Genomic DNA, 26,486 nt, shown 5'->3' on the forward strand with positions numbered 1-26,486 from the left:
TCGCCACCAGGAATTATCCTGCCATTATATTGCCCGCTCTCAAAAAGAGATGCTGGTCTTGCCTGATTAAAAGCAAATGCATATTATCAACGTAAGTTAAATTTCTTTTTTTAGGTCTGCTATGAGTGACTTGTTTATTATTTTATGCCTGATTCTCTGTCCCGTTATTTCTTTGTGGAGTGGTGTTTCTTACATTCGGGAAAGACGCAAAAGACGCTACGTCTTCCGCTCCAGAAGATAATCTGCAGAGGTAATACAATGGCGATTGTATTAACGTCTTGCGAGTAGTTTTACGAGGTTGTTAAATTGCTGGCGGCTGTTTAAATTGAACTTGCACATAATATTCTTTTTATGCGAATGAATTGTTTTATGGCTAATTTTAAGCGCCGCGGCGACTTCATGCGGACTTAATCCAATACTAAATGCGTAAATGACTTTGGTTTGCGCATCGCTGACCGTCTTGCAGGCGCAATTGATGCAACGCCGCAGGCGATTGAAGGATGGGTCATGATGAGGTGGCAGGGAGCGCTGAATCGCGCTGGCTATCTCATCTTTAAGAAGCTGAACGGGAGCGTGGGGAGGCATAAACACCGCCTGCCGCAGACAGTTGGGTAAACCCTCTTCGGCGGTAGCTTGTTCATTATCCTGAAAAATAAAAAGCGTGTATTGCTCTGGGGCATGCTGAAACAGGTCATGACACAGGTACCATTCTCCCGCCACCATTTCCGTGAAGATCACATTAGCTTGCGCCATCCCATCCGCGTTCCATTGTTGAGAAAACTGATACTCTGATCCCCCGTAGGTCTTCATCGCTTCATCCACCAGTTCCGCAATAGCAACCCGCAAATAGTGATTTTTTATATTGATCAAAAAATTCGTCATATAACTTCCCTGTTGGGTATTAAAAAAGGTGTCAGAATAAATTAAAGAATATAATGGTGAGGTGCAGACGTTTTTTAGCCGGGGTAATCTAAGGGATGTTTTTCATTAATGCAATATCTGCCTGGAAAAGTGAGATATCGGTGTATTGGTGTGCGAAAGTTCCTAATAAACAAAATGTTAAGGATATATCGATCAGCGTTTTAAGCGTTTTGATGATTTTTTATTTTTGCGATGCATAAAAAGCTTAGTGATAGCCAGTATCTGTTGTTAGAATTAGCGGAGGACAAGATTACAGGAAGTATGTAGTGCTTATGAAGCAGAAACTCTATTTAAAAATGTTGGCGTGGCTGGAGGATAATATCTACTGTAACCCGGCGATCGATGACCTGGCACAGTATATGGGCTACTCCCGTCGGTTTGTGTACGAGGTGTTTTATCAATACGGCCGGTTACCCATCGGGCAGTATATTCGCCTGCGGCGCTTGACCATCGCAGCGGTCAGTCTGCGCTTAACGCGGCAACCGATCGCCGCTATAGCCTGGCAGTTAAGTTACGATTCGCCGCAGACCTTTTCCCGCGAGTTTAAGAAACGGTTCTCGCTTTCGCCACGGGAATACCGATGCGCAGCGCACTGGGATACGGCAAAACTGTTAAAAAAATTCTCCCCTGATGATGAACGTCTGCCATTGGCGCGGATCTGTTCCCTGCCGGAGCGGGTCTATTATGGCTACCCGATGAAGTATGAACTGCGCCTGTCGGATATGGTGCTGCAACGCACCGCCAAGACGGCTATCAGACAAAAGGTTGACCGTTTTTTTACCACCGGAGAAGGCTCGCTTTCCATACTCTCTGATTACGCCGCGGCGCGTCAAAATGAGCTTAACGTCGAGATTAACGCCTTTGTTGGTTGTCATGAGACGCGAAAGCCATCGTCCACGTTGACCGCCCGGTCGGGACTCTATGTCGGAGTTGATTTCTACGGCAGCTGGTCACGCTATGCCCGTTTGTCCAGCGATCTCTATCTGGATCTGCTGCCAACGCTGGGGGTAAGCCGTCGCGACGGGTATGACATAGAATGTTTCATGGCACGCCATACGGAAGGCGGAGATACAGAAGAGAGGTGCTATCACGTACGCTATTTTATACCGGTGACGCTGAAAGCGGCGGCTCAGCAGCCGGGCAGCGATAATGAGTCAGTCCCCGCGAGGGGGACCCAATAAGGTGGCCGGAGCCACCCAAATAAACTTCACAGTAAAAACCACAGCAGCCAGGTAATGAGGAAGCCCGTCACCCCCATGATGGTTGTCAGTACGGTCCATGTTTTGAGTCCGTCCGGCACCGAGAGCCCCAGATAGCGCGTGACCACCCAAAATCCGGCATCGTTGACGTGTGACAATCCGAGTGAGCCGAAGCAGGTCGCCAGCGTCACCAGCACCAGCTGGAGCGGCTCCAGCCCGGCAACCGCCTGTGACAGCAGGCCGGAGGTGGTGAGGATCGCCACGGTGGCCGAGCCCTGCGAGGCCCGAAGCACCAGCGACAGCAGGAAAGCGGCGGGCATCAGCGGCAGATGAATCGTCTCCAGCGCCTCGGCTAAGGCATTGCCGATGCCGGAGGCGACCAGCACCCCGCCAAAGGCGCCGCCGGCGCCGGCGACAAGGATAACGTCCGCCGAGGAGGGGATCGCGCTGCCGGTCACTTCTCCCAGTTTTTTCAGGTTCATACCCCGCCGGATGCCCAGCGTCCAGCTGGCCAGCCCCAGGGAGATCAGCAGGGCGACGGGCGGGGTGCCAATGACGGTCATCAGCTGGCGAATCGCGTTTTCCGGCAGCAGCAAGGCCTGACAGAGCGTTCCGGAAACAATCAGCACGATGGGCACCACGATCAGCCCGCCGATAACCAGCGCATTCGGCGGCGCCAGTCGGGTCTGCTGCGCGTTGACGGAGAGGTCGGGCACCTCGGCCGTTTGCTGCTGTTCCAGCACGTTAATCGACAGATGATAATGGCGCTGATTGATCGACCGGGCGACAAAATAACCCACGATACCCACCACGACCGACACCCCAATCCCCGCCAGCATCAGCCAGCCGACATCGCTATGCAGAATACCTGCCGCGGCCGCCGCGCCAGGGTGGGTTGGCAATGCCACGTGGACGGTTAACATCACTCCGGCCATTGGCAGGCCAAACTTCAACGGCGACATATGAGCGACTTTACTGAAGCCGTAAATTAACGGAATGATGATAATAAAGCCGACTTCAAAGAAGACTGGCGTGCCGAGAATAAAAGCGACGATGGTTAAGGCGGCAATCGTCCGTTTAGAACCCAGCACGCCGGTCAGCGTTTTCGCCAGCGATTCGGCGCCGCCGGATATTTCAATGAGCACCCCCAGCATTGATCCCAAAATAATAATGCTGGCGATATGGCCGAGCAGGCCGCCCATCCCTTTTTCAATGGTGGTAATGATCTTATCCGCCGGAATGCCGGTGGCGAACGCCACCAGCAGGCTGACGATCAGGAGCGCCACAAAAGGATGCGCTTTAGCTTTGATCACCAGCAGGAGCAACAGCACTACGCTGGCTAACGCAATAAGTAACAGCGCCGATGTCGACATAGTTTTGCCTCGGGTATTAACAGGTATACAGAGAGTTATATTTTTAGAACCGCGCTTTATTTTTTCCGGTAGGGCGAAAACCATTCCAGTCCGGAAAGGGTATCCGCCCTGGGGATATATTCGCAGCCGATCCAACCGTCATAGCCCGCTTTATCCAGTAACGCATAGATCCATGAATAATTAATCTCGCCCTCGTCCGGTTCATGGCGGTCGGGCAGGGAGGCTATCTGAATATGGCGGTACTGACCGGCATACTCAGTAATAAGATGGCTTAAATTACCGTCCACTTTCTGCGCATGAAACAGATCTAACTGCACCGCGATGTTTGGCCGGTCGACCCGCTTCGCTATCTCCAGCGTCTGATATTGGCTGTGGTAGAGATAGCCCGGTTTGGTCTGCGGATTCAGGGCTTCAATGAGCACTCGCTTGTCGTGGCGGGCAAAGCACTCGGCGGCGTAGCGCAGGTTATCGACAAGCTCGGCCTCGCAGGCCGCGCGATCCATCCCCGGCGGCACCACGCCGGCCATGATATGCACCTGCGGACAATCCAGCTGGCAGGCATACTCCAGCGCCAGCTCAATATCACGCCGGGCCTCGGCGCTCCTGCCCGGCAGGGCGGCGAGACCCCACTCCCCGGCATTAACGTCGCCGGGCGGGGTATTAAACAGCACCAGCTGCAGCTGGTTTTCCTGCAGGCGCTGTTTAATTTCCCCGGCGGCATACTCATAGGGGAACAGAAACTCCACGGCTTCGAAACCGGCGCGGGCGGCGGCGGCAAAGCGGTCCAGGAACGGCAGCTCGGTAAACAGCATGGATAAATTTGCAGCGAATTTTGGCATGGTTTTATCTCAGTTCATCCACTTCGTCAGCGGTCAGGTAACGGATCTCGCGATTGCCGAGGGTAAACATCAGCCGCGCGGTCTCTTCCAGCTCTTCGGTATTGTTGGTGGCTTCGCGCAGCGATGAGCCGGTGACCACCGGACCATGGTTGGCCAGTAAAAAGGCGTTATAGCGCGGCGCCAGCCCGGCCAGCGCCTCGGCAATGCGGTCGTCACCCGGTCGGTAGTAGGGAACCACCGGGACGTCGCCGACCCGCATCACCACGTAGGGAGTAAAGGGGCGAATACAATTGTGCGGATCGAGCCCCTGCAGGCAGGAGAGCGCGGTCAAATAGTGGCTATGCAAGTGGACGATCGCCTTGCAGGCCGGGTTATGCAAATAGACCGCCCGGTGAAAAGCGACCTCTTTCGACGGTTTGTCGCCGGCGAGCCATTCGCCTTGCAGGGTGACCACCGACAACCGCTGCGCCTGCAGCTCGCCCAGGCAGGAGCCGGTCGGCGTCGCCAGCAGGTTGCCGTCCGGCAGCAGCAGCGACAGATTGCCGGCGGAGCCGGTGGCATAACCGCGGTTAAACAACGAGGCGCCAATTTGCACCATCTCATCTCGCAGCTGTTGCTCAGTCATGACAAAACTCCTGCTGGGCACGGGCAAAAAACGAGATATCGCCGAAATTCCCTGACTTCAGCGCCAGGGAGAGCGGCTGGCGGGTGTCACGCACCCAGGGAACTCCAGGAGAGATCGTCGGCCCGATATGGAACGCCTCTACCCCCAGCGTCTGCGCCACGATGCTCGACGTTTCCCCTCCGGCCACAATAAAGCGGGTGAATCCTTTCGCTTTCAGCGCGGCGGCGAGGGCGGCGAACAATTGTTCCACCCTTTCGCTGCTGGCCTTGTCGCCATATTGCGCCTGGATCCGCTGCAGCGTTTGCGGCTCGGTGGTGGCATAGACCATCGGCGCCAGCGGCGCATCGCGGTTTGCGTCCACCCAGGCTGCCAGCGTCCCGACATAGCCTTCGAGATCGGTAAAGCAGGCGCTTAAGTCAACGGCGCGGGCGGGAGCCTGTTCACGATAGGCCGCCACCTGGCTGTTGGTCATCAGCGAACAAGAGCCCGAGAGCACCACCGCCGGGCCGGGCAGCGGCATGCCCGCCAGGGATCCTTCACCCTGGGTTCCGTGGCGCTGCGCCCAGTTGCGGGCGAGGCCGATGGCGAGACCAGAGCCGCCGGAGACCAGCTTCATCTCCCGCAGCGCCGCCCCCTGGGTCAGCAAATGCTGTTCACTAAGGGCATCGAGCACCACATAGCGCACCGCCGGATCGCTGATGGCCGCCAGCGCGGCAGCGACCGCTTCCGGCCCCTGATCGACAATCGGCCAGGCTATCAGCGCCGCTTTACCGCCGCCCTGGCGTTCGATTAAGCGGCCGAGGTGGGCATCCTCCATTGGCGTCACCGGATGGTGGCGCATCCCGGACTCATTGAGCAACTGCTGGCCGACAAACAGATACCCCTGATAGACCGTGCGGCCGTTCACCGGCAGCGCCGGTGATATCACCGTCCGCGTCTCGCCCAGCTCTGCCAGCAGCGCATCCAGTACCGGGCCAATGTTACCCTGCGCGGTGCTGTCGAAAGTGGAACAATACTTAAAATAAAATTGCTGACAGCCCCGGGCTTGCAGCCAGCGCAGGGCCGCCAGGGACTGGCTGACGGCGGTTTCCACCGGGCAGGATCGCGTTTTCAGACTGATCACCACCGCTTCACTGGTCAACGGCAGTTCGTGGGGCGGTACGCCGTTTAGCTGCACGGTCGGCATGCCGTTGCGCACGAGGAAGCTGGCGATATCCGTGGCGCCGGTAAAGTCATCGGCAATGACACCAAGCTGCATCTTGTCTCTCCTCACTGTTTATGGCCCGGCAGGGTAATGCCGTTGAAAATCTTGATCACCGCGCTGTCATCTTCCCGGCCGAATCCGGCGTTGCTGGCGGAGGTGAACATATTCAGCGCGGTGGTCGCGAGCGGCAGCGGGAAGGTCAGCGCCCGGGCGGTGTCATTCACCAGACCGAGATCTTTGACAAAAATATCGACGGCGGATTTTGGCGAGTAATCGCCATCCAGGACGTGCTGCATACGATTCTCAAACATCCACGAATTACCCGCCGCGTGGGTCACCACGTCGTACATCGTCTCCAGCGGGATGCCGGCGCGGGCGGCGAGGGCCATCGCTTCGGCGGCGACGGCGATATGCACCCCGGCCAGCAGCTGATGGATGATTTTCACCGTCGAACCGAGGCCAATGTCGCTCCCGATGCGGTAGACTTTGCCGGCCACCGCATCCAGCACCGGCGCGAGGCGGGCGAAGGCGGCATCGCTCCCGGAGGCCATTACCGTCATGTCGCCGGCGGCCGCTTTCACTGCGCCGCCCGATACCGGCGCGTCGAGCATCAAGAGCTGGTATTCTGCCAGCGCTACGGCTATCGCCTGGGCATCGGAGGCGGCGATGGTTGACGACACCATCACCGCGGTGCCCGGCTTCAGATGGGCGGCGAGGCCGCTCTCGCCGAACAGGATCCCCCGCACCTGGGCGGCATTGACCACCAGCAGTACGACCGCATCCAGCTCAGCGGCGAAAGGCACCGCGCTGGAGCCTGCGCCCTGGGCGCCCGCCTCCAGCAGCGCGCGGCAGTTGTCGGGGTTGATGTCCACCCCCCAGGTGTTCAGGCCCGCCTGCAGGCAGGCGCGAGCGGCGCCCATGCCCATCGAACCCAGTCCAATCACGCAGACGTTAGTGTGTGCAGTCATGATGGTCTCCTTGTGAATATTCGTTAATTAATGTGATTTAATGATAGAATAAAGCGTTATCATGTGAAATTATGTGAGAGTTATCACGAATAACCCACATGAATATAAATAATTCACAGGCGGAAAGTGGCTGCGCGACGGCGATTCTTGCCCTAAAATAGCGTAAAAACAGCGGTCAAGCGCAATAACAGTACAGGGTATCGTCAGGCTACCGGCGTAAGAGGTGTGGTCTGGTGTGAAAAAATGGTAAGGGGAGAGCGGTGATTCCAATTGAACGTCATCAGCGTATTTTAGCCCTGGTGGAGCAGCGTGGGGCGGTAAGCATTAATGAGCTGACGGAGATCCTCGGCGTGTCCCATATGACTATCCGTCGGGACGTCAGTAAGCTGGAAGAACAGGGGCTGCTGGTCAGCGTCTCGGGCGGCGTGCGCGCCGTCAGCCGGCTGGCCGCAGAGCCCAGTCATCTGGTGAAAAGCACCCTGCAGAGTGAAGAGAAGCAGGCCATCGGCGCGCTGGCGGCCAGTCTCATTGCCAAAAACAGCTGCATCTATCTCGATGCCGGCACCACCACTCTGGCGCTGGCGCGGGCCATCCTCGACCGGGACGACCTGCAGGTGGTCACCAATGATTTTGAGATAACCCAGCTGCTGATAGATGCCAGCCAGTGCGGGGTGATCCACACCGGCGGCACCCTGTGCCGGGAGAACCGCTCCTGCGTCGGCGAGTCGGCGGCGCGCACCTTGCGCCACCTGGCTATCGATACGGCCTTTATCTCCGCCAGCGGCTGGGACAGCCGCGGAATTTTCACCCCTGATGAGAACAAAGTCACCGTCAAGGAGACCGTCAGCCAGGTTAGCGCCAGAAGCATCCTGCTGTGCGACAGTTCGAAATACAATCAGGTGGCCACGTTTATGGCGTTGCCCTTGACTCGCTTTACCACCATCATTACCGACCGGCATCTCTCCGATGCCGCCGCCGCCCATATCACCCGGCACGCCTGCGAGGTGCTGCGCGCCGGGTAAGGCGCGCGGCCTTCGCCGGGCTAGCGCTGCCAGTGCTCGATCAGCGCCGCGCCTATCCCGGCGATCTGCTGGTTACGTTCGGCCATGGTCGCCGCGGTATCCCGCAGATAGATCACCACGATACGCTCCGCTTTGCCGTCCGGGCCGAGCAGGGCGACAATGCCGCGTGAGCCCCGCTCACCGGCCCCGGTTTTATCGGCGATAAACCAGCCCGCCGGCAGCACGGCGCGGATCAACGGGCCGGCCACCCGGTCGTCCACCATCCACTGCAGCAGCTGCTGCTGCGAACGGGCGCTCAGAGAGGGGGTGGTTAGCAACTTGCGCAGGGTGGTGGCCATGCTGGCCGGGGTGGTGGTGTCGCGCACGTCGCCGGGAAGCGCCTCATTGAGTTCCGTTTCCCAGCGGTCAAGGCGGGTGACGTTGTCACCGATCTGGCGCAGAAAAGCGGTCAATCCCGCGGGGCCGCCGACGATCTTCAACAGCAGATTGCCGGCGGTGTTGTCGCTCATGGTGATGGCGGCGGCGCAGAGTTCGCCAACGGTCATCCCGTCGGCAAGGTGTTTTTCGCTGACCGGGGAGTAGTCCACCAGATCCTGCTGGCGGTAGTGGATCCGCCGATCCAGCTGTTCGTCGCCGGCATCCACCCGGGCCAGCACCGCGCCGCAGAGCAGCACTTTAAAGGTGCTCATCAGCGGAAAGCGCTCACTGGCGCGCCAGGCGGCCAGCGTGCGGCCGCTGGCCAGATCCATTTCAACATAGCCCACCCGGCCCGCCAGCTGACTTTCGCTGATTTTAATCTGCTCAAGCGGCTGAGGGCTGGCGAATACCGCCAGTGGCAGGGCGGCAATCAGGGAGATAAGGCACAGACGAACATAACGCATAACCGTAATACTTCCTTGTGTAAGGGCCGATAAAGGCGAGAAAAGGTGTGACGAATAAGAATAACCCGGTATTTTGCTGATTCACAATTCCTCTTTTTTCCTTCATCATTTGTCATCTTTTATTTCGAATAATCAATATTTAGCTCAGCCTAAGCACGCTATTTTTTGACTCAAGGCCGCAATGAACTATAAGAAAGTACTTAAGACCGCACGCTGGCTGGCGCCGCTGATTGCTGACGATACGCCCGCCGCGCTGCGCGGTTTGCCAATGATCTATGCCATCCCGGGAGGAACTGGTGCACCCGATAATTAAGGTCATGCTGGTGGGCGGTAAGGCGGATGGACTGCTGGTCAGCGTCGCCGACGATGCGACCGAGGTCTCGGTGACGCCTGCGCAATACGGTGCGCCGTCCGGGCAACCGCTCAGCTATCGTATCGTAAGTCAAACCATTGACGATGAACGCTATTTCTTTGGCGTCTTTAGTGACGCCCATCAGGATAGCGATAAGCTGACGCGGGTGGCGCTGACCCGTGGAATGAAAAAAATGTTCTGTTGAACCCGGGCGGAGTGAGGGGATGCGATAGTATCCATGCCGCGGCTTTGCTACTGTGGCAGCCTTCTCTCTCCGGGCCAGGACGCATCATGATTCAGTACATCCATATACAAAACTTTCGCTCAGTCAGGGATATCGAACTGGAGCTGGGGCCATTGAACATTGTCTTCGGTCCTAACGGCTGCGGCAAATCCAATATTTACAACGCCATCCATCTGTTGACCGCGGCTGCCGACGGCAGGCTGTCGGGGTTTATCAGCGCAGAGGGCGGCCTGGAAAATATGATGTGGTCCGGAGATCGTTCCCCCCTCGATCGCCATCCCCGCCGGCTGCAAATCGCCTGTCGGACGGAGAGCTTTGATTATGAACTGCAGGTAGGTTTCCCGGAAAAATTACCCTATCCGACGCAGTTCATGCTCGATCCCATCGTCAAAGAAGAGCACATCTGGCTGGCAGGCTACTCCCGTCGGCCTTCCTCCCGCGTACTGCAGCGCAAGAATCAGGCGGCGTTCCTCGTCGATGTCACCGGGGAGAAAAGCACCTTCACCGAGAGTATTTATGAAAACGAGTCGGTGTTCGGTCAGCTTGGCGAGCCGCACCGTTTTCCCGAAGTGTCGCGGGTGCGGGAGACCCTGCGCCGCTGGCGGTTTTACCATGAGTTCGCCATTGGTCGCCACTCGCCGCTGCGCCAGCCGGCCGTGGGGTATCGTTCGCCGGTGCTCGACAGCGATGGCCATAATCTGGCCGCCGCCTTTCAGACCATTGTCGAGATTGGCGCGGAGGAGATGTTGCACGAGATCCTCGCCGACGCCTTTCCCGGCTGCCAGTTTTACTGTGAAAACGAGCACTCGCGTTTCGCCCTGAAAATGCGCCGGGAGGGGATCCGCCGTCCGCTGCTGGCGGCGGAGATGTCCGATGGCACGCTGCGCTTTCTCTGTCTCGCCGTCGCGCTGCTCAGCCCGCGCCCGCCGGCGTTTCTGGCGATCAATGAGCCGGAGAACAGCCTGCATCGCGACATGCTCCCGGCGCTGGCCCGGCTGATAATCGAGGCTTCCCGCTACAGCCAGATCTGGCTGACCAGCCACTCGGCTGAACTGGCGGAGCTTATCGCCGCTGGGGCGCCCTGTCAGCGCTATGCGCTGGAGAATAGCGGCGGAGAAACGCGCATTGTGGCGTAAACCCCGTCATCCCTGACGGGAGCGCCGGGATCAGGCGGGGGTCTGCGTCTCCGCTGCTGGCAGCAGGCTTTTGCCGCCGCGTAAGGTGATGAACGAGAGCAGGGTGAAGCTCAGGGTGATGCAGCCGAGGATCAGATAGGCCTGATGGAAGCCGACGGTGTCATACATCCGGCCCACCCAGGCGGAAAGGACCACCCCGGACAGCTGTTTCGACAGGTTAAAACCGATCAGGAACAGGGTGGCCGAGAGCCGCGGGTTAAAGGCGGAGGAGATATATTTAAAGGTCCCGACCAGCAGGAAGGGGATCTCAAACATATGCAGCATCTTGAGGATCACCACCTCTACCGCCGATGAGGCGAACGACGATCCGAGAATGCGCACTGACATGATCATCCCGGCGGTCAGCAGGGCGTTTTTGGCGCCGATGCGGTTAACGATGGCCGGGGCGCAGAACATAATTAGCGCGTTGAGCAGCTCGCCGCCGGTGGTGACGAAGCCAAACACTTCGGTACCGCGCTGCGGACTGGCGAAAAAGCTTTTGAAAAAGTTGGCGAACTGCTGATCAAACACGTCGTAGACGCTGGCGACTCCCACCACATAGACGATAAAGCCCCAGAAACGCGGCATACGTAACAGCTCGGCCGCTGTGCGCAGCGAAAAGGCCTGGCGATTGGCTCCCAGCGCCTCAATAACCTGGGCGCTGTTGCTGCTTTCCGGGCGCGACAGCCAGAGCAGAAGACCTAGCACCAGCGCAAAGCCGGAGGCGATCCAGAAGGTAATATTGGGGTCGATGCCGAACAGCACGCCGGTTATCGAGGCGCACAGCGCCCAGCCGACGCAGCCAGCGACCCGCACTTTGCCATATTCAAAGCGGTTTGCCCGGCTGACGCGCTCGATATAGGCTTCCACGGCCCCGGAGCCGCTGGAGAAAACAATCCCCAGGTAGATCCCGCCCACCAGCGAACCGGCGATAATATTCATCTGCAACAGCGGGGAGAAAACGAAAATAAAGAACGGCGCGAACAGAATTAACAGTACCGTGATGGTCCACAGCAGATGTTTGCGCAGGCCAAGCTTATCCGACATCAGACCAAATACCGGCTGAAAAATAATCGCGAACAGCGAGATGGAGGAGAAGACGATCCCGGTTTCCGTTTTGGTTAAATGGTTAACGTCCGCCAGCCACACCGGAAAAAAAGGAAAATAGGCCGACATAATGAAATAGTAAAAGAAAAAGAACAGCAGGAAATAGACAAAATTATGCCGTTCTCGCGGCGCCAGTTCAGAGAATTTCATCACCATGATCCCTTGTTATTCTGTTTGTAGGGTGGGGGCTGCCGCCCCCACGGATTAAAGGCAACGCAATGAGACCTCGTACTGCCAGCGCGTTTGGGTCAGGAGCCACTGCGGCAGCACGCTTGGGGTCCAGGAGTCATCGCCCCCCACTCCCATATGCAGGCCGTCGAGGGTGATCCACACCCCGTCTTCGGCCTGGATCTTGTGCCAGTGGTCGGTCTCCATTAGCTGACGGGTGCTCCATGGCTGAACGGAGAAGTGGAAATGACCGCTGACGTGCCAGCGTCCCCAGTCCAGCGCCTGGGTATCACAGCGCAGGCCGTTTTCCGTCGGGAAGATGTAGGGCGTGCTCATCGCCGCCAGCGGCTGCTCCCAGCGGGCGAAGCAGGCGCTGCTCCGCCGGTCGGGGTAGTTCTCATGCGGTCCCAGCCCCAGCCAGCTCACCGGCGCCTGCTGATCCGCCACCTGGAAATGCAGTCCGACCCGCGGCAGCGGCGGCAGCGTTTCCGCGCGCTCGCCGTCCACCGTCAGCCGTACCGTTCCGTCCGCAGTAAAGCGCATGCGCCAGTGGCTGACAATCACCACCTCGTCGCCGCGCAGGTAGTGCCAGCGGCTGTCGACAAGGGTCTCATTCGCCAGGCGCTGGGCATCGCACTGCACGCAGCGCGCCTCAAGGTCGAACAGGCCGGCGCTTTTCCAGCGCTCCACCCAGGCGTTGGGATCGATGCGCTCCACTTCGCTGACCCCGATGTCATTGTCGAGCGGCGCGCGGATAAACTGATCCTGCAGGGGGGTCAGCAGCTGCTCCTGACCGGCAAGCGACCAGCTACTCAGCAAACCGGTCCGCCGATCGACGGTCCAGCACTGCGTGCCGGCGCGGATCTGCCAGGCCTCCTCGCTGACGACCAGATCCGGGGCGCCGGCAGGCACCGTGGGCGCCGGCAGCGCCAGCGGGGCGGGCAGGGGAAACTGCTGCCAGGCGACGCGATGGTCCGCCGGGGACCAGTCGGTCGCCCGGGGCTGGACCACCTCCAGCGTCAGCCACACCGCGCGGGCGCCTGGCGGTATAATCAGGTCATCAAGCAGCGTTATCTCGTCACTGCCCTCCGGGGGAAGCGCCAGCGTCAGGTTGCCGTGATACAGGGTTTCACCGGCCGCCTGCACCTGCCAGCGCAGCGCTTCGTTATCGCTCTGGCGGAACAGGTATTCGCTGGCGATGCGCACGCGCAGCGGCGAGGTCGACAGCAGGGCGAACTGGAAATACTGCTGGGCGTGCTTCGCCTCGATCAGCGACGGATGCGGCGTGCGATCGGGGAACACCAGGCCGTTCATACAGAACTGGCGATCGTTCGGCTTATCGCCAAAGTCGCCGCCGTAGGCCCAGCCGACGCTGCCGTCGTCAAAGGTTTTGCAGATCGCCTGGTCGGCCCAGTCCCAGATAAACCCGCCCTGCAGCCGCGGATACTCGCGGAAGGCCTGCCAGTAATCGGCGAAGTTGCCGAGACTGTTGCCCATCGCATGGGCGTACTCGCAGAGGATCAGCGGCCGCTGCTCGCCGGGCAGGCTGATCCATTTTTTGATCCCCCACTTCGGTACCGCCGGGATCGGCTGGTCGCGTTCGACGCGGGCGTACATCGGACAGATAATATCGGTAGCGGTGGTATCCGCGCCGCCGCCCTCGTACTGCACCGGACGGCTCGGGTCGTTGCGCTTCAGCCAGTGGTACAGCGCTTCATGGTTGCCGCCGCCGCCAGATTCGTTACCCAGCGACCAGATGATAATGCATGGATGGTTGCGGTTGCTCTGTACCATCCGGGTGACGCGGGCGCTGAAGGCTGGCAGCCACGCCGGATCGTCGGACAGCCGGTTCATCGGCACCATGCCGTGGGTTTCAATATTGGCTTCATCGACCACGTACAGACCGTAGCGGTTGCACAGCTCATACCAGCGCGGCGCGTTGGGGTAGTGTGAGCAGCGGACGGCGTTAAAGTTGTTCTGCTTCATCAACAGAATGTCCTGCACCATATCCGCCTCGCTGACCACCTGACCGCGCAAATGGTGGTGTTCATGGCGGTTAACGCCGCGGATCAGCAGCGGTTTGCCGTTAAGGCGCAGCAGACCGTCGGCGATCTCGATGCGGCGAAAACCGATATCCCACGCCTCGGCCTCCAGCAGTTCGTCGCCACGCCACAGGGTGACCACGGCGCGATAACAGTTCGGGGTTTCCGCGCTCCAGTGCGCCGGCGCCGCTACCGCCAGGGAGAAATCGACCCGTTCGGCATAGTGGCCGCGCTCATCCACCGCCGGGGTGCCTAACGGCTGACGATGGGCGGCGACAGGCTGCTCGCCGCGCCACAGGCTAACCCCGACGCAGAGCCCGGCAAGCGCCGCCTCTGTCGCTTCGACGGTCGCCTGAACCTGCAGAGCGCCGTCGCGGCAGAGGGCGTCAAGGGTCGGCGTCAGCTGCACGTCGCATAGCCGCTGGTGCGGCTTATTCAGCAGCCACACCGAGCGAAAAATACCGCTCATTCGCCACATATCCTGGTCTTCCAGCCAGCTGCCGGCGCTCCAGCGCATGACCATCACGCACAGGCGGTTGCCGCCCGGGCGCAGGAAGGGGCTGAGATCGAACGCCGCTGGCAGGCGGCTGTCCTGGGAGTAACCGACCCAGGCGCCGTTGCACCACAGATGAAACGCTGAGTTGACGCCGTCGAAAATAATCTGCGTCTGTCCGTCCGTGCGCCAGGCGTCATCGATCGCAACGTGCAGGGAGTAACAGCCGGTTGGGTTATCCTCCGGCACCCGCGGCGGGATGGTGTCGATGGGGTAGCGGACGTTGGTGTAGATCGGCGCGTCATAGCCCTCCATCTGCCAGTTGGAGGGCACGGGCGTCCCGCGGCTGCCTGGCAGGTCCTGCGTCAGCCACTGCGCATCGACGGCAAACGGGCTGCGGGCGTAAGCAAATTGCCATTCGCCGTCCAGCTGACGACGTCGAGGCGAAGGGCGATTATCGCGGGCGGCAAGCTCATCGCGCCAGCTGGCGAACGCGGGATGCGCTGGCAGGCGGTTGAGATGGGTAATGGTCTGGTTCTGCCAGTCTTCGCGGGCGAGGACGGCGTGGAAGTCAGGCGCGTGGCGGCGACTGGTATCGCTTATTGGCATAGTAATCCCCGGTAAGTCAGAAAATGTCGATCGCTAAACAGGATAAAGAACGTTATCGGATAATTTGTTTTGTCCAGCAACGACGGCGGAAATGAAATTAACAGACGATCACGAAAGCGAGGGTAAAGCGCTGTTTTTTGTCGCGCGTTAAACATAAAATGTTAGCGCACGACATTGTTATTGCTGAGGAGAAAAAATGCCGCGTCGTACCGCTACCCTGGAGGATGTCGCTCGCGCGGCCGGGGTTTCCCAACAGACCGTCTCCCGGGTCCTGAACCGTCCTGAAGTGGTGTCAGCCCGCACCCGCGAGCAGGTAATCCGCGCGATGCAGGCGCTGCACTACGTACCTAACCGCTCGGCGCAGCTGCTCGCCGGCAAAGCAGCGCCCTCCATTGGGCTTATCACTGCCTCGCTGACCTTGCATGCTCCCTCGCAGATCGCCGCCGCGGTAAAGAGCCATGCCAGCCTGCACCAGCTGGAGGTGGCAATAGCGATGCCGGCGCAGGCCGACTTCGCCGCGCTGCAGGCCCGGCTGGACGAACTGCGCGCCCAGCATATTCGCGGAGTGATCGTTAGTCTGCCGCTGGAAAGCGCTACCGCCGAGCGACTGGTTAAAGAGAACCCGGATATGGCCTGCCTGTTTCTGGACGTCTCCCCGGAGGCCGATGTCTGCTGCGTGCGCTTCGATCATCGCGACGGCTGTGGGGCGTGCGTGCGCCATCTGTGGGAGCTGGGGCATCGCGAATTTGGCCTGCTGGCAGGGCCGGAAAGTTCGGTTTCCGCCCGTCTGCGTCTCGCCAGCTGGCGCGAGGCGCTGCACAGTCTGAATATCGCCCGTTCAACCACGGTGTTCGGTGACTGGAGCGCCGCCAGCGGCTGGCAGAAAACCTTTGAACTGCTGCACCTGCAGCCGCGGATCAGCGCCATTGTGGTGGCGAACGATCAGATGGCGCTCGGGGTACTCAGCGCGCTGGCCCAGCTCAATCGCAGCGGCAGCCAGGCGGTATCGGTGACCGGCTATGACGACACCGCCGACAGTCTCTACTTTCAGCCGCCGCTCACCACGGTGGCGCAGGACTTCGATCTGCTGGGCAAGCGGGCCGTGGAGCGGCTGATTGCTCTGATGGCGGCCCCGCAGCTGCGGATCCGCGAGCTGCTGCCGACCCGGCTCATCGTGCGCCAGTCGGCGTGGCCGCTCGCCGCCCCGGAGGACCGGCAGCAGACCCTGGCGCAGCTGAAAGCGTTGGTGGAGAAGCTCTAGCCGCAGGCCGTTGAGGATTTATTGAGGTTGACCATGCTAACCTCGGGATCAAACGTAGAGAGGTCAGGATCCTCTGCCTGCGAAAAATGCAAAATACAATCTATCCATGCAAGCATTGATTTACCGCCAGTCACATGGCGGTTTTTTTTTGCCTTCCTCCGTTTCCCGCTTTGTTCCGTTCGTTTTTTCGCCTGGCATCCCCTGCGGCGGCATGCTACATCTGTCTTTCGGGATAGATGCCGAACACAACGGGAGTCAAGGTCATGATGGTGATTGAGGGGAAAGAGGCGATTGGGCGGATAGACTGGCGGCGGGTGAGGACCATCGTCGCCGAGGCCGGGCTGAATGAACGTGATGTTCAGCAGCTGGAGCAGGCGTTTCTCCATAGCACCTTCTGCTGGTTTGGCTATGAGCACGGTCAGCTGATTGCCGTGGCGCGGGCCATCAGCGACTGCACCTGGAGCAGCTATTTGTCGGATGTGGCGATCGTCCCCGACCGCCAGGGGCAGGGTTACGGACAACAGCTAATGCTGGCCATCCGGGAGCAGCTGCTGCCCTTCGGCAAAATCTTTATCTATGCGGTGGCCGATAAAATCCCATTCTATCAGCGCTTTGGTTTTGCCATGCTGACCACCGGGATGGTCTGCGCCAGCGAGGAGGGCATGCGCAACATGCAGGAGCAGGGCTATATCCGCCAGCCCTGAGCGCGGATGCCGGGCAACGCCTGGCTTAAGCGGTTAAACCAGGCGCAGGCGCCGTCAGAGGGGCCGTTCAAGCACAAACAGATACGCTTCCCGCGACCAGAACAGGGCGGTACGGCGTCGCTCCACCGACATGGTTTTTACCTCCCAGCCTTCGCGGGTATAGCTACTGAGAAACTGGCTCATTTTGTCAGGGTCGGCTTTGGCTTCGCCAAAAAACAGGCTGCCCAGCAGGCCCTCTTTATAGATTACTACCCGACACTCTTTCTTCATCATCGACCATCCTGGCGACCGGTTTACTGTGGCCGTCTATTGTCCGTGGCTGGGACGATTTTGCAATCGGAGAAGTTGCAAACTGTTTACGGTACTGCAGTGGGCTTAGCGCGAAGCGCTGGCGAAAATGGTGGCGCAGGGTGCCAGCGCTGGCAAAGCCGCAGTACTCAGCGATCTGGTCGATGCCCATCGTGCTCTCCGTCAGGTGCTGACGGGCGCGCAGCAGACGCTCCTCCAGCAGCCAGCGGGCGGGGGTTTTACCAGTGGCCTCTTCAAAGCGGCGCAAAAAGGTGCGCGTCCCCATGCCGGCGCGCTGTGCGAGGGAGGCGACGGTGTGGCTGGCGGCGAGATGCTGGTGCAGATAATCAAACAGCTGGCCAAGGCGTAGACTCTCCCGGCTGCGGGCCACCGGACGCAGGACCTGCTGCGCCTGACCGCCGTCGCGATGGGGAGAGACCACCAGGCGGCGGGCGACCACATTCGCTGCCTCGCTGCCGAAATCCTCGCGCACCAGATGCAGACAGAGGTCGATCCCCGCCGCGCTGCCGGCGGAGGTCATCAGCAAATCATCACCCACGTACAGGACATCCTCCACCACCTGGATCTGCGGAAAACGGGACTGCAGCGCGGCGGTGTAGCGCCAGTGGGTTGTCGCCTGGCGGCCATTGAGCAACCCGGCGGCGGCGAGAACGAACACCCCGGAACAGATGGAAATAATCCGGCACCCGCGCGCGTGAGCGGCGGCCAGGGCGGCGCACAGCGCCTCGGGGACCGGGGCATCGATGCCGCGCCAGCCGGGGACCACGATGGTCTGCGCCTGGGCGAGAAGCTCAGGGCCGCCGTCGGTCATCAACCGGACTCCGCCGGTGGCTCTCAGAGGCCCTTCATCGACGGCGGCGACGGCGAACTGGTACCAGCGCTCGCCCATTTCCGGGCGCGGCAGGCCGAAGATCTCCACGGCCACGCCAAACTCAAACGTGCACAGGCCATCGTAGGCGAGGGCCACCACGCGGTGAGGTGACAGTGTCACCGAAGGGGTTGTCAGGATGTTAGCGTTTTCTGTCATGGTTGCCGGCAGATAAGGGTGATGGGCGTCAGTAAAGTAGTGTTATCACAGACAAGGAGAAGACGCCATGAGTGTAGTAACCCAATTTACCCCCGCCACCTCCGCCGAGGCTATCCGCTGGTTCCGCCATAAGCTGCATCTCGAGACCGACTGCGCCGATGTGCACAGCGCCCAGCGTGCCGGCGAGGTCGACTTTGTCCTGCTGCACGTGGTCGGCAGCGAGGAGGCCTTCGCCAGGCGCCACCTGCCCGGCGCGCTGCATCTCCCGCACAGCCAGATCAGCGCCGAGAGAATGGCGGCCTGGCCGGCGGAGACCCTGTTTGTGGTCTATTGCGCCGGGCCGCACTGCAACGGTGCCGACGTTGCCGCGCTAAAGCTGGCCGAACTGGGGCGGCCGGTGAAAATGATGCTCGGCGGGATCACCGGCTGGGAAGATGAGGGCTATGCGTTTGTCGCCGGTAAATGAATATTTTTCATGTCCCATGAAATATTCTCGTTTGCGGCCCGCCGGCCTGCATGCCAGTATCTGGACATATAGCCATCCAGAAGTCTAAAAATTCAAATAATGAACTATCACGGTGGGCAACTAACGCGCCCACCGCTAAGGAGACAGCATGCAACGTCAACAGGCCCCGTTCCGCGCAGACATCGTCGGCAGTTTTTTGCGCCCGGACAGCATCAAACAGGCGCGTCAGCAGCTGGCTGAGGGGCTCATCGACGCCGGTCAGCTGCGCGAGATTGAGAATAACGCTATCCGTCACCTGGTCCAGCAGCAGTGCGACTGCGGCCTGCACGTGGTTACCGACGGCGAGTTTCGTCGCGCATGGTGGCATTTTGATTTCTTCGACGGCCTGCAAGGCGTTGAGCGTTACGATGCCGAGCAGGGGATCCAGTTCAACGGCGTGCAGACCAAAGCGCACGGCGTGCGCGTTACCGGCAAGCTGGCGTTTGGCGACCACCCAATGCTGGAGGATTTCCGCTATCTGAAAAGCATCAGCGGCGACGCGCAGCCTAAGATGACCATTCCCAGCCCGAGCGTGCTCCACTTCCGCGGCGGTCGGAAAGATATTGATGCCACCGTTTACCCGGATCTCAGCGACTACTTCGACGACCTGGCCACCACCTGGCGCGACGCGATCCGTGCGTTTTATGACGCCGGCTGCCGCTATCTGCAGCTGGACGATACCGTCTGGGCCTATCTCTGTTCCGATGCCCAGCGTCAGCAGGTGCGCGAGCGCGGCGACGATCCAGATGCGCTGGCGCGCATTTATGCCCGGGTGCTGAACCAGGCGCTGGAGGGCAAGCCGGCCGATCTGACGGTGGGCCTGCACGTCTGCCGGGGCAACTTCCGCTCAACCTGGATCTCGGAGGGCGGTTACGAGCCGGTGGCCGAGGTGCTGTTTGGCGGCGTCAATGTCGATGCCTTCTTCCTCGAGTATGACAACGACCGCTCCGGAGATTTCGCTCCGCTGCGCTTTATTCGTCCCGGCCATCAGCAGGTGGTCCTCGGGCTTATCACCACCAAAAACGGCGAGCTGGAGAACCCGCAGGGGGTAAAAGCGCGCCTCGCTGAGGCGGCGCAATATGTTCCGCTCGAGCAGATCTGCCTGAGTCCGCAGTGCGGTTTCGCCTCGACGGAAGAGGGTAACGCCCTCAGCGAAGACCAGCAGTGGCAAAAAGTCCGTCTGGTGACCGCCATCGCCGCCGACGTCTGGTAATTGCTTTCTTAGCGCAGCGTTGCACCGTGATGAGGCAACGCTGCCATCTCCTTCGCCTCCGCCGTCCGCCTGCGCCGCATCCCACTGTTCTCACAACCTGGCACCGTTTTTGCCTTATCACCTCTGGTTAGCTGTTAATTCTTTATTTTTGCGCTACTCAGGAGTGAATCATGCAACGAAGAACGTTATTAAAAGCTTTTGCACTCTCCGCCTCTGTTATGGCTATGGGTCTCTCCTTCCAGGCCTATGCCGCCGACACTATTAAAGTCGGGATCATGCATTCGCTCTCCGGGACGATGGCGATTTCCGAAACGCCGCTGAAGGACGTCGCCCTGATGGCCATCGACGACATCAACGCCAAAGGCGGGGTGTTGGGCAAGAAGCTGGAGCCGGTGGTGGTCGACCCGGCCTCCAACTGGCCGCTGTTCGCCGAGAAGGCGCGCCAGCTGCTGGCCCAGGATAAGGTGGCGGTGGTGTTTGGCTGCTGGACCTCGGTCTCGCGTAAATCGGTGCTACCGGTGTTTGAGGAGCTGAACGGCCTGCTGTTCTACCCGGTACAGTACGAAGGGGAAGAGATGTCCCCCAACGTCTTCTATACCGGCGCGGCGCCTAACCAGCAGGCCATCCCGGCGGTGGAATACCTGCTGAGCGAGGACGGCGGCGGCGCCAAACGCTTCTTCCTGCTGGGAACCGACTACGTTTATCCGCGCACCACCAACAAGATCCTTCGCGCCTTCCTGCATGCCAAAGGGATCCAGGACAAAGATATCGAAGAAGTGTACACCCCGTTCGGCTATAGCGATTACCAGACCATCGTCGCCAATATCAAAAAATTCTCCGCCGGCGGCAAAACGGCGGTGGTCTCTACCATTAACGGCGATTCCAACGTGCCGTTCTATAAAGAGCTGGCTAACCAGGGGCTGAAAGCGACCGACGTGCCGGTGGTGGCCTTCTCGGTGGGGGAAGAGGAGCTGCGCGGCATCGATACCAAACCGCTGGTCGGCAACCTCGCGGCATGGAACTACTTTGAGTCGGTCGATAACCCGACCAACAAAGCCTTTGTCGCCGATTATCGCGCTTACGCCAAAGCGCACAAGCTGCCGAATGCCGATACGGTGGTGACCAACGATCCGATGGAGGCGACCTGGGTGGGTCTGCATATGTGGGCGCAGGCGGTGACCAAAGCCGGCATCACCGACGTGGACAAAGTGCGCGACGCTATGGCCGGACAAACCTTCAAAGCGCCGTCCGGTTTCACCCTGACGATGGATGCCACCAACCACCATCTGCATAAGCCGGTGATGATCGGTGAAATTGAAGGCAACGGCCAGTTCAACGTGGTCTGGCAGACCGATGAGCCCGTCCGCGCGCAGCCATGGAGCCCGTGGATCCCCGGTAATGATAAGAAACCTGACCATCCGATGAAAACCGTCAGCCAGTAAGCGCCAGGGCCGACGGAGCGGGAACGTCGCGTCCGTCGGCCGCTGACAAGAGGAGAACGACATGAACGCATTGCGTCTCATGAGTGTGTTGACGCTACTGCTGATCCTGCTGCCATGGCGGGCACAGGCCGCGGAGGCGGACGACTTCGTTGCCGCCAGCCGCAGCCAGCAGGCGCAGCTGTTGACCCAGTGGGCGGCAGCGCCGCAGGCGGATCGTCTGCCGCTGCTGCGGGCGTTGACCACCGAGAGCCTGGTGATGGACGACGGAAAACATGCTTTCCGCACCCGACAGGGCGGATTACAGCCATTGGGTGCCGTCGCCGCGCCCCAGGGCGAAACCCGACCGGTGCGTCTGACCAACCGGCTGCGCAATCTGGCTGCCGGCGCGCTGGCCAGCCATCTTATTTTAAGTGACAACGTCACAGAGCGAGCGTCCGCCGCACGAACGCTACAGCGGGAAGCGACCCCGGCCATGGCCGCGCTGCTGCAGCAGCGGCTGAAGGCGGAAAGCGATGATAATGTGCGGGGCCTGCTGGAGGTGGCGCTGGCGCGGCTGCAGTTGACTCAGCCTGAGGCCAGCGCGCGGCTGGCCGCCGTGACGCTGCTGGGCCATTCCGCGGACCCGGAAACCCAGGCGCTCCTGATCCCCTTTACCGATGCCCAGCATGAGCCGGATGCGGCGGTGCGCGAGGCGGCCAGCGACAGCCTGAAAAAGATCAAACATCGTCTGCTGCTCGGCGATCTGCTGGGCCAGGCCTTTATGGGGCTGTCGTTGGGCTCGGTGCTGCTGCTGGCCGCGCTGGGGCTGGCGATCACCTACGGCCTGCTGGGGGTGATTAACATGGCCCACGGCGAGATGCTGATGATTGGCGCCTACAGCTGCTGGCTGGTTCAGCAGGCGCTGGCGCAGCTCGCGCCGCAGTGGCTGGCCTTTTATCCGCTGGTCGCGCTGCCGGTAGCGTTTCTGGTGACCGCCGGGATCGGCATGGCGCTGGAGCGCACCATTATTCGTCATCTGTATGGTCGGCCGCTGGAGACGCTGCTCGCCACCTGGGGGATCAGCCTGATGCTTATCCAGCTGGTGCGCATGCTGTTTGGCGCGCAGAACGTCGAGGTGGCAAACCCCGCCTGGCTCTCCGGCGGCGTGCAGGTCCTGCCGAACCTGATCCTGCCGTGGAACCGGCTGGCGGTGCTGGCGTTCGTCCTGCTGGTGCTGTGCTTTACCTGGCTCATCCTGAACCGCACCCGTCTCGGCATGAACGTCCGCGCCGTGACGCAGAACCGGGCGATGGCCGCCTGCTGCGGCGTACCTACCGGGCGGGTGGATATGCTGGCCTTTGGCCTCGGCTCCGGTATTGCCGGGCTGGGCGGCGTGGCGCTGTCACAGCTCGGCAACGTCGGGCCTGAACTGGGTCAGGGATACATCATCGACTCGTTTCTGGTGGTGGTCCTGGGCGGCGTCGGCCAGCTGGCCGGCAGCGTGGCGGCGGCCTTTGGGCTGGGCATTTTCAACAAAATTCTCGAGCCGCAAATGGGCGCTGTGCTGGGCAAGATCCTGATCCTGGTGATGATTATTCTGTTTATTCAGAAACGCCCGCAGGGTCTGTTCGCGCTGAAAGGGAGGGTGATTGACTGATGAGCCAACCTGTTACCTTAACGCTGGCGCAGCGCGCGCCGCGGCCTCTGCGCTGGCTGGGGATCCTGCTGGTGCTGGGGCTGCTGAGCATGCCATTTCTGGCACTGCTGCCGGCCTCCCATCCGCTGGCGGTGCCGAGCTGGCTGCTGACCCTGAGCGGTAAAATCCTCTGCTACGCCATTGTGGCGGTGGCGCTGGATCTGGTCTGGGGCTACGCGGGTATGCTGTCGCTGGGGCACGGGATTTTCTTTGCCCTCGGCGGGTACGCTATGGGCATGTACCTGATGCGCCAGGCGGCGGGCGACGGTCTGCCGGCGTTTATGTCTTTTCTCTCCTGGAGCGAACTGCCCTGGTTCTGGTGGGGCACGCAGCATTTCGCCTGGGCGATGGCGCTGGTGGTGCTGGTTCCCGGTCTGCTGGCCCTGGTTTTCGGCTGGTTTGCCTTTCGCTCGAAGATCAAAGGGGTCTATTTCTCGATCATGACCCAGGCCCTGACCTATGCCGGTATGCTGCTGTTCTTTCGCAACGAGACCGGGTTTGGCGGCAACAACGGTTTCACCGGTTTTACCACGCTGCTGGGTTTTCCGGTCACCGCCACCGGCACCCGCGCCACCCTGTTTATGGCCACGGTTTTGCTGCTGTTGCTGACCCTGTGGCTGGGCTCGGCGCTGGCGCAGAGTAAGTTTGGTCGGATCCTCACCGCGGTGCGGGATGCCGAGAACCGCCTGATGTTCTGCGGGTACGACCCGCGCGGCTTCAAGCTGCTGGTGTGGACGCTGTCGGCGGTACTCTGCGGCCTGGCGGGGGCGTTATATGTCCCGCAGGTGGGGATCATCAACCCCAGCGAAATGTCGCCGACCAACTCCATCGAGGCCGCCATCTGGGTGGCGCTCGGCGGGCGCGGCACACTGATTGGCCCGGTGCTTGGCGCCGGGCTGGTCAACGGCGCGAAGAGCATTTTCACCGTGGCGATGCCGGAGTACTGGCAGCTGTTTCTCGGCCTCATCTTTATCATCGTAACCCTGTTTTTACCCCGCGGGGTGATGGGTCTGCTGCGTCGAGGAGACCGCTAATGCAACCGGATGAAGGACTGTTTACCCGCCAGCTGCCCGGCGATCGCTTTCGTGCGCAAACCGACCCGGTACTGCAGCTGGAGAACATTAACGTCAGCTTTGATGGTTTCCGGGCGCTGACGGACCTGTCGCTGGCGATTGGCGTCGGCGAGCTGCGCTGTGTGATCGGCCCCAACGGCGCGGGCAAGACCACCCTGATGGATGTGATCACCGGCAAAACCCGGCCGCAGAGCGGCAAAGCGATCTATGACCAGTCGGTGGATCTGACCACCCTCGAACCGGTGGCCATCGCCCGCCAGGGCATCGGGCGCAAGTTTCAGAAGCCGACGGTCTTCGAAGCGCTGACGGTGGCGGAAAATCTCGCCCTGGCGATGAAGGGAGATAAATCGGTGTGGGCCAGCCTGCGCGCCCGGCTGAGCAGTGAACAGGACGATCGACTGAATGAGGTGCTGCGCCTGCTGCGTCTTGACGGCGAACGCTACCGCCAGGCGGGGCTGCTTTCCCATGGCCAGAAACAGTTCCTTGAGATCGGCATGCTGCTGGTGCAGGAGCCGCATCTGCTGCTGCTTGATGAGCCAGCGGCCGGCATGACCGATGCGGAAACCGAATATACAGCGGAGCTGTTTCGTACGCTGGCCGGACAGCACTCCCTGATGGTGGTGGAGCACGACATGGGATTTGTCGAGACTATCGCCGACCGGGTGACGGTCCTGCATCAGGGCCAGGTGCTGGCGGAGGGATCGCTGCGGGAGGTGCAGGCCAATGAGCAGGTCATTGAAGTTTATCTGGGACGTTAAGGAGCGCCAATGTTACAGGTGAGTCAGCTACATCAATACTACGGCGGCAGCCATATTTTGCGTGGGGTGGATTTTTCCGCCCGCCAGGGCGAAGTCACCTGCCTGCTGGGGCGCAACGGCGTCGGCAAGACCACCCTGCTGAAATGTCTGATGGGGCTGATCCCGGCGCGCAGCGGTGAGGTACGCTGGCAGGATCAGAACATTACCCACCGTAAACCGCACCAGCGGGTACAGGCCGGGGTGGCCTACGTCCCTCAGGGACGCGAGATTTTTCCGCGCCTGACGGTGGAGGAAAACCTGCTGATGGGGCTATCGCGCTTTCCCGCCCGCGAGGCGCAGCAGGTGCCGGAGGAGATTTACCAGCTTTTCCCGGTGCTCAAGACCATGAAGCAGCGGCGGGGCGGTGACTTATCCGGCGGCCAGCAGCAGCAGCTGGCGATCGGCCGGGCGCTGGCCGGCCGTCCGCAGCTGCTGATCCTCGATGAGCCCACCGAGGGGATCCAGCCCTCGGTCATCAAAGAGATTGGCGAGGTGATCCGTCAGCTGGCGAGCCGCGGGGATATGGCCATCCTGCTGGTGGAACAATTCTATGACTTTGCCGCCGGGCTGGCGGACCACTACCTGGTGATGTCGCGCGGCGCCATCGTCCAGCAGGGCAAGGGCGGAGATATGGAAACCGACGGCGTACGCGCCCTGGTGACTATCTGAACGGACCGGCGGCGTTCGCGCCGCCGGTTTCCTTGCTATTTACGCAGCAGCCGCTGCAGGCGCGCCTGGCGCCAGTTTTTGATCCATTCGCCGAACACGAACAGGCGTAATCCTCTCACCGCCAGCAGAGCGCCCCAGATCAGGGCGACCCAGCCGGACCAGGTGTACTGCGGGTTAGTGTACCGGTTGAGCAGCGCCAGCAGCACGCAGACCACCAGCGCCACCGACAGCGAACGAAAAAAGCGGCTCTCCTGCTGCACCCGCGCTTTCGCTTCCTCTATACGCAGATCCAGCGAGGCTTCCGGGCCCGGCGCGCCCTCCCGCGAGGCTTCGCCGCCGATCTCGGCCACCGTCACCTCAAAGACCGCGGCGAGGGCGCTGAGGGTCTCCAGTCCCGGGCGTTCGCCATTCTCAATGCGCTGGATCGTGCGGACGCTGAGACCCGCCATTTCGGCCAGCTGTTCCTGGGACCAGGCGCGCTGCAGCCGTAATTGTTTGACCTGATTGTTGCTGTTCATATTTGTATGCTCCATAACGTTCTGCGGATGTAAACCTGTGATGGAGTATGGAAAAGCGGGCCGCCAGCCAC

General features: G+C 60.6%; 27 protein-coding genes. 15 read left to right on the plus strand and 12 right to left on the minus strand.

Annotated elements, in window-relative coordinates; all coding sequences use genetic code 11:
• The first annotated feature begins 121 nt into the window (after window positions 1–121).
• Window positions 122–241 (plus strand): small membrane protein, encoded by a 120-nt coding sequence (locus CE636_RS29105; protein ID WP_138100189.1) that lies wholly within the window; start codon window positions 122–124, stop codon window positions 239–241.
• Window positions 242–270: 29 nt separating this feature from the next.
• Here CE636_RS29105 and kbvR read toward each other — a convergent pair whose 3' ends face one another.
• Entirely contained in the window at window positions 271–882 is a 612-nt protein-coding gene (gene kbvR, locus CE636_RS27790) for a LuxR family transcriptional regulator KbvR (RefSeq protein ID WP_004206009.1), read from the minus strand.
• Window positions 883–1,193: 311 nt separating this feature from the next.
• Between kbvR and CE636_RS27795 the strand changes: the two genes are divergently transcribed.
• Window positions 1,194–2,102, plus strand: a complete 909-nt coding sequence (locus CE636_RS27795; RefSeq protein ID WP_004206007.1) for a helix-turn-helix domain-containing protein — start codon at window positions 1,194–1,196, stop codon at window positions 2,100–2,102.
• A gap of 26 nt (window positions 2,103–2,128) precedes the next feature.
• Here the strand turns inward: CE636_RS27795 and CE636_RS27800 are convergent, their stop codons facing one another.
• The 5 genes from CE636_RS27800 to ltnD are packed head-to-tail and all read right to left on the minus strand — an operon-like array spanning window position 2,129 to window position 7,129.
• The gene (locus tag CE636_RS27800) at window positions 2,129–3,493 is read right to left on the minus strand and encodes a GntP family transporter (protein WP_004206005.1); all 1,365 of its coding nucleotides are present in this window, start codon (window positions 3,491–3,493) and stop codon (window positions 2,129–2,131) included.
• Window positions 3,494–3,549: 56 nt separating this feature from the next.
• Complete coding sequence (locus CE636_RS27805; protein WP_017900342.1) at window positions 3,550–4,332, minus strand: HPr family phosphocarrier protein; 783 nt, start codon at window positions 4,330–4,332, stop codon at window positions 3,550–3,552.
• A gap of 4 nt (window positions 4,333–4,336) precedes the next feature.
• On the minus strand, window positions 4,337–4,957 hold the full coding sequence (locus tag CE636_RS27810; RefSeq protein ID WP_017900343.1) for an aldolase: 621 nt from the start codon (window positions 4,955–4,957) through the stop codon (window positions 4,337–4,339).
• A complete protein-coding gene (otnK, locus tag CE636_RS27815; RefSeq protein WP_017900344.1) occupies window positions 4,950–6,215 on the minus strand; it encodes a 3-oxo-tetronate kinase in 1,266 nt (421 codons plus the stop codon). Before otnK ends, CE636_RS27810 begins: the two co-directional genes overlap by 8 nt.
• A gap of 11 nt (window positions 6,216–6,226) precedes the next feature.
• On the minus strand, window positions 6,227–7,129 hold the full coding sequence (gene ltnD / locus CE636_RS27820; RefSeq protein WP_017900345.1) for an L-threonate dehydrogenase: 903 nt from the start codon (window positions 7,127–7,129) through the stop codon (window positions 6,227–6,229).
• A 260-nt stretch (window positions 7,130–7,389) separates the two neighbouring features.
• Between ltnD and CE636_RS27825 the strand changes: the two genes are divergently transcribed.
• Window positions 7,390–8,151 (plus strand): DeoR/GlpR family DNA-binding transcription regulator, encoded by a 762-nt coding sequence (locus CE636_RS27825; RefSeq protein WP_004205996.1) that lies wholly within the window; start codon window positions 7,390–7,392, stop codon window positions 8,149–8,151.
• Between the two features lie 20 nt (window positions 8,152–8,171).
• On the opposite strand, the gene CE636_RS27830 is transcribed toward CE636_RS27825, so the two are convergent.
• Window positions 8,172–9,032 carry a broad-spectrum class A beta-lactamase OKP-B-8 gene (locus CE636_RS27830; RefSeq protein WP_017900346.1) on the minus strand — a complete coding sequence of 287 codons (861 nt, stop codon included), beginning with the start codon at window positions 9,030–9,032 and terminating at the stop codon, window positions 8,172–8,174.
• Between the two features lie 181 nt (window positions 9,033–9,213).
• On the opposite strand from CE636_RS27830, the gene CE636_RS29530 reads away from it, so the two are divergent.
• The 3 genes from CE636_RS29530 (at window position 9,214) to CE636_RS27840 (ending at window position 10,764) form a co-directional block, all read left to right on the plus strand.
• A complete protein-coding gene (locus CE636_RS29530; protein ID WP_023318188.1) occupies window positions 9,214–9,345 on the plus strand; it encodes a hypothetical protein in 132 nt (43 codons plus the stop codon).
• Window positions 9,329–9,589 carry a hypothetical protein gene (locus CE636_RS27835; RefSeq protein WP_004205993.1) on the plus strand — a complete coding sequence of 87 codons (261 nt, stop codon included), beginning with the start codon at window positions 9,329–9,331 and terminating at the stop codon, window positions 9,587–9,589. The genes CE636_RS29530 and CE636_RS27835 overlap by 17 nt, the downstream gene beginning before the upstream one ends.
• Window positions 9,590–9,675: 86 nt before the next feature.
• The gene (locus CE636_RS27840; protein ID WP_004205990.1) at window positions 9,676–10,764 is read left to right on the plus strand and encodes an AAA family ATPase; all 1,089 of its coding nucleotides are present in this window, start codon (window positions 9,676–9,678) and stop codon (window positions 10,762–10,764) included.
• Between the two features lie 30 nt (window positions 10,765–10,794).
• Here CE636_RS27840 and CE636_RS27845 read toward each other — a convergent pair whose 3' ends face one another.
• The gene (locus CE636_RS27845; RefSeq protein WP_004205989.1) at window positions 10,795–12,060 is read right to left on the minus strand and encodes an MFS transporter; all 1,266 of its coding nucleotides are present in this window, start codon (window positions 12,058–12,060) and stop codon (window positions 10,795–10,797) included.
• 54 nt (window positions 12,061–12,114) lie between these two features.
• Complete coding sequence (locus CE636_RS29230) at window positions 12,115–15,222, minus strand: beta-galactosidase (protein ID WP_017900347.1); 3,108 nt, start codon at window positions 15,220–15,222, stop codon at window positions 12,115–12,117.
• A gap of 196 nt (window positions 15,223–15,418) precedes the next feature.
• Between CE636_RS29230 and CE636_RS27855 the strand changes: the two genes are divergently transcribed.
• Window positions 15,419–16,483: a LacI family DNA-binding transcriptional regulator gene (locus tag CE636_RS27855; protein WP_017900348.1), complete on the plus strand. Its 1,065-nt coding sequence runs from the start codon at window positions 15,419–15,421 to the stop codon at window positions 16,481–16,483.
• Between the two features lie 263 nt (window positions 16,484–16,746).
• The gene (locus tag CE636_RS27860) at window positions 16,747–17,187 is read left to right on the plus strand and encodes a GNAT family N-acetyltransferase (RefSeq protein ID WP_017900349.1); all 441 of its coding nucleotides are present in this window, start codon (window positions 16,747–16,749) and stop codon (window positions 17,185–17,187) included.
• A 54-nt stretch (window positions 17,188–17,241) separates the two neighbouring features.
• Here the strand turns inward: CE636_RS27860 and CE636_RS27865 are convergent, their stop codons facing one another.
• Both CE636_RS27865 and ftrA read right to left on the minus strand, forming a co-directional pair.
• A complete protein-coding gene (locus tag CE636_RS27865; protein WP_004205985.1) occupies window positions 17,242–17,457 on the minus strand; it encodes a DUF4177 domain-containing protein in 216 nt (71 codons plus the stop codon).
• On the minus strand, window positions 17,426–18,523 hold the full coding sequence (ftrA, locus tag CE636_RS27870; RefSeq protein WP_017900350.1) for a transcriptional regulator FtrA: 1,098 nt from the start codon (window positions 18,521–18,523) through the stop codon (window positions 17,426–17,428). Before ftrA ends, CE636_RS27865 begins: the two co-directional genes overlap by 32 nt.
• 67 nt (window positions 18,524–18,590) lie before the next feature.
• Here ftrA and CE636_RS27875 point away from each other — a divergent pair, with 67 nt between their 5' ends.
• The 7 genes from CE636_RS27875 to urtE all read left to right on the plus strand — a co-directional run bounded on the left by CE636_RS27875 (window position 18,591) and on the right by urtE (window position 25,897).
• The gene (locus CE636_RS27875) at window positions 18,591–18,989 is read left to right on the plus strand and encodes a rhodanese-like domain-containing protein (RefSeq protein WP_017900351.1); all 399 of its coding nucleotides are present in this window, start codon (window positions 18,591–18,593) and stop codon (window positions 18,987–18,989) included.
• A gap of 148 nt (window positions 18,990–19,137) precedes the next feature.
• Complete coding sequence (locus CE636_RS27880; protein ID WP_004205982.1) at window positions 19,138–20,241, plus strand: cobalamin-independent methionine synthase II family protein; 1,104 nt, start codon at window positions 19,138–19,140, stop codon at window positions 20,239–20,241.
• 170 nt (window positions 20,242–20,411) lie between these two features.
• Window positions 20,412–21,683: an urea ABC transporter substrate-binding protein gene (gene urtA / locus CE636_RS27885; RefSeq protein WP_017900352.1), complete on the plus strand. Its 1,272-nt coding sequence runs from the start codon at window positions 20,412–20,414 to the stop codon at window positions 21,681–21,683.
• Window positions 21,684–21,744: 61 nt separating this feature from the next.
• On the plus strand, window positions 21,745–23,319 hold the full coding sequence (gene urtB, locus CE636_RS27890; protein ID WP_017900353.1) for an urea ABC transporter permease subunit UrtB: 1,575 nt from the start codon (window positions 21,745–21,747) through the stop codon (window positions 23,317–23,319).
• Window positions 23,319–24,392: an urea ABC transporter permease subunit UrtC gene (urtC, locus tag CE636_RS27895; protein WP_017900354.1), complete on the plus strand. Its 1,074-nt coding sequence runs from the start codon at window positions 23,319–23,321 to the stop codon at window positions 24,390–24,392. The genes urtB and urtC overlap by 1 nt, the downstream gene beginning before the upstream one ends.
• Window positions 24,392–25,189, plus strand: coding sequence for an urea ABC transporter ATP-binding protein UrtD (gene urtD, locus CE636_RS27900; RefSeq protein ID WP_004205978.1), 798 nt, complete (start codon window positions 24,392–24,394; stop codon window positions 25,187–25,189). Before urtC ends, urtD begins: the two co-directional genes overlap by 1 nt.
• Before the next feature lie 9 nt (window positions 25,190–25,198).
• Window positions 25,199–25,897: an urea ABC transporter ATP-binding subunit UrtE gene (gene urtE, locus CE636_RS27905; RefSeq protein WP_017900355.1), complete on the plus strand. Its 699-nt coding sequence runs from the start codon at window positions 25,199–25,201 to the stop codon at window positions 25,895–25,897.
• A gap of 35 nt (window positions 25,898–25,932) precedes the next feature.
• Here the strand turns inward: urtE and CE636_RS27910 are convergent, their stop codons facing one another.
• Entirely contained in the window at window positions 25,933–26,415 is a 483-nt protein-coding gene (locus tag CE636_RS27910) for a helix-turn-helix domain-containing protein (RefSeq protein WP_004205976.1), read from the minus strand.
• Window positions 26,416–26,486 lie beyond the last annotated feature (71 nt).

This window comes from Klebsiella sp. LY, assembly GCF_004010915.1.
Classification (GTDB): Bacteria; Pseudomonadota; Gammaproteobacteria; order Enterobacterales; family Enterobacteriaceae; genus Klebsiella; species Klebsiella quasipneumoniae.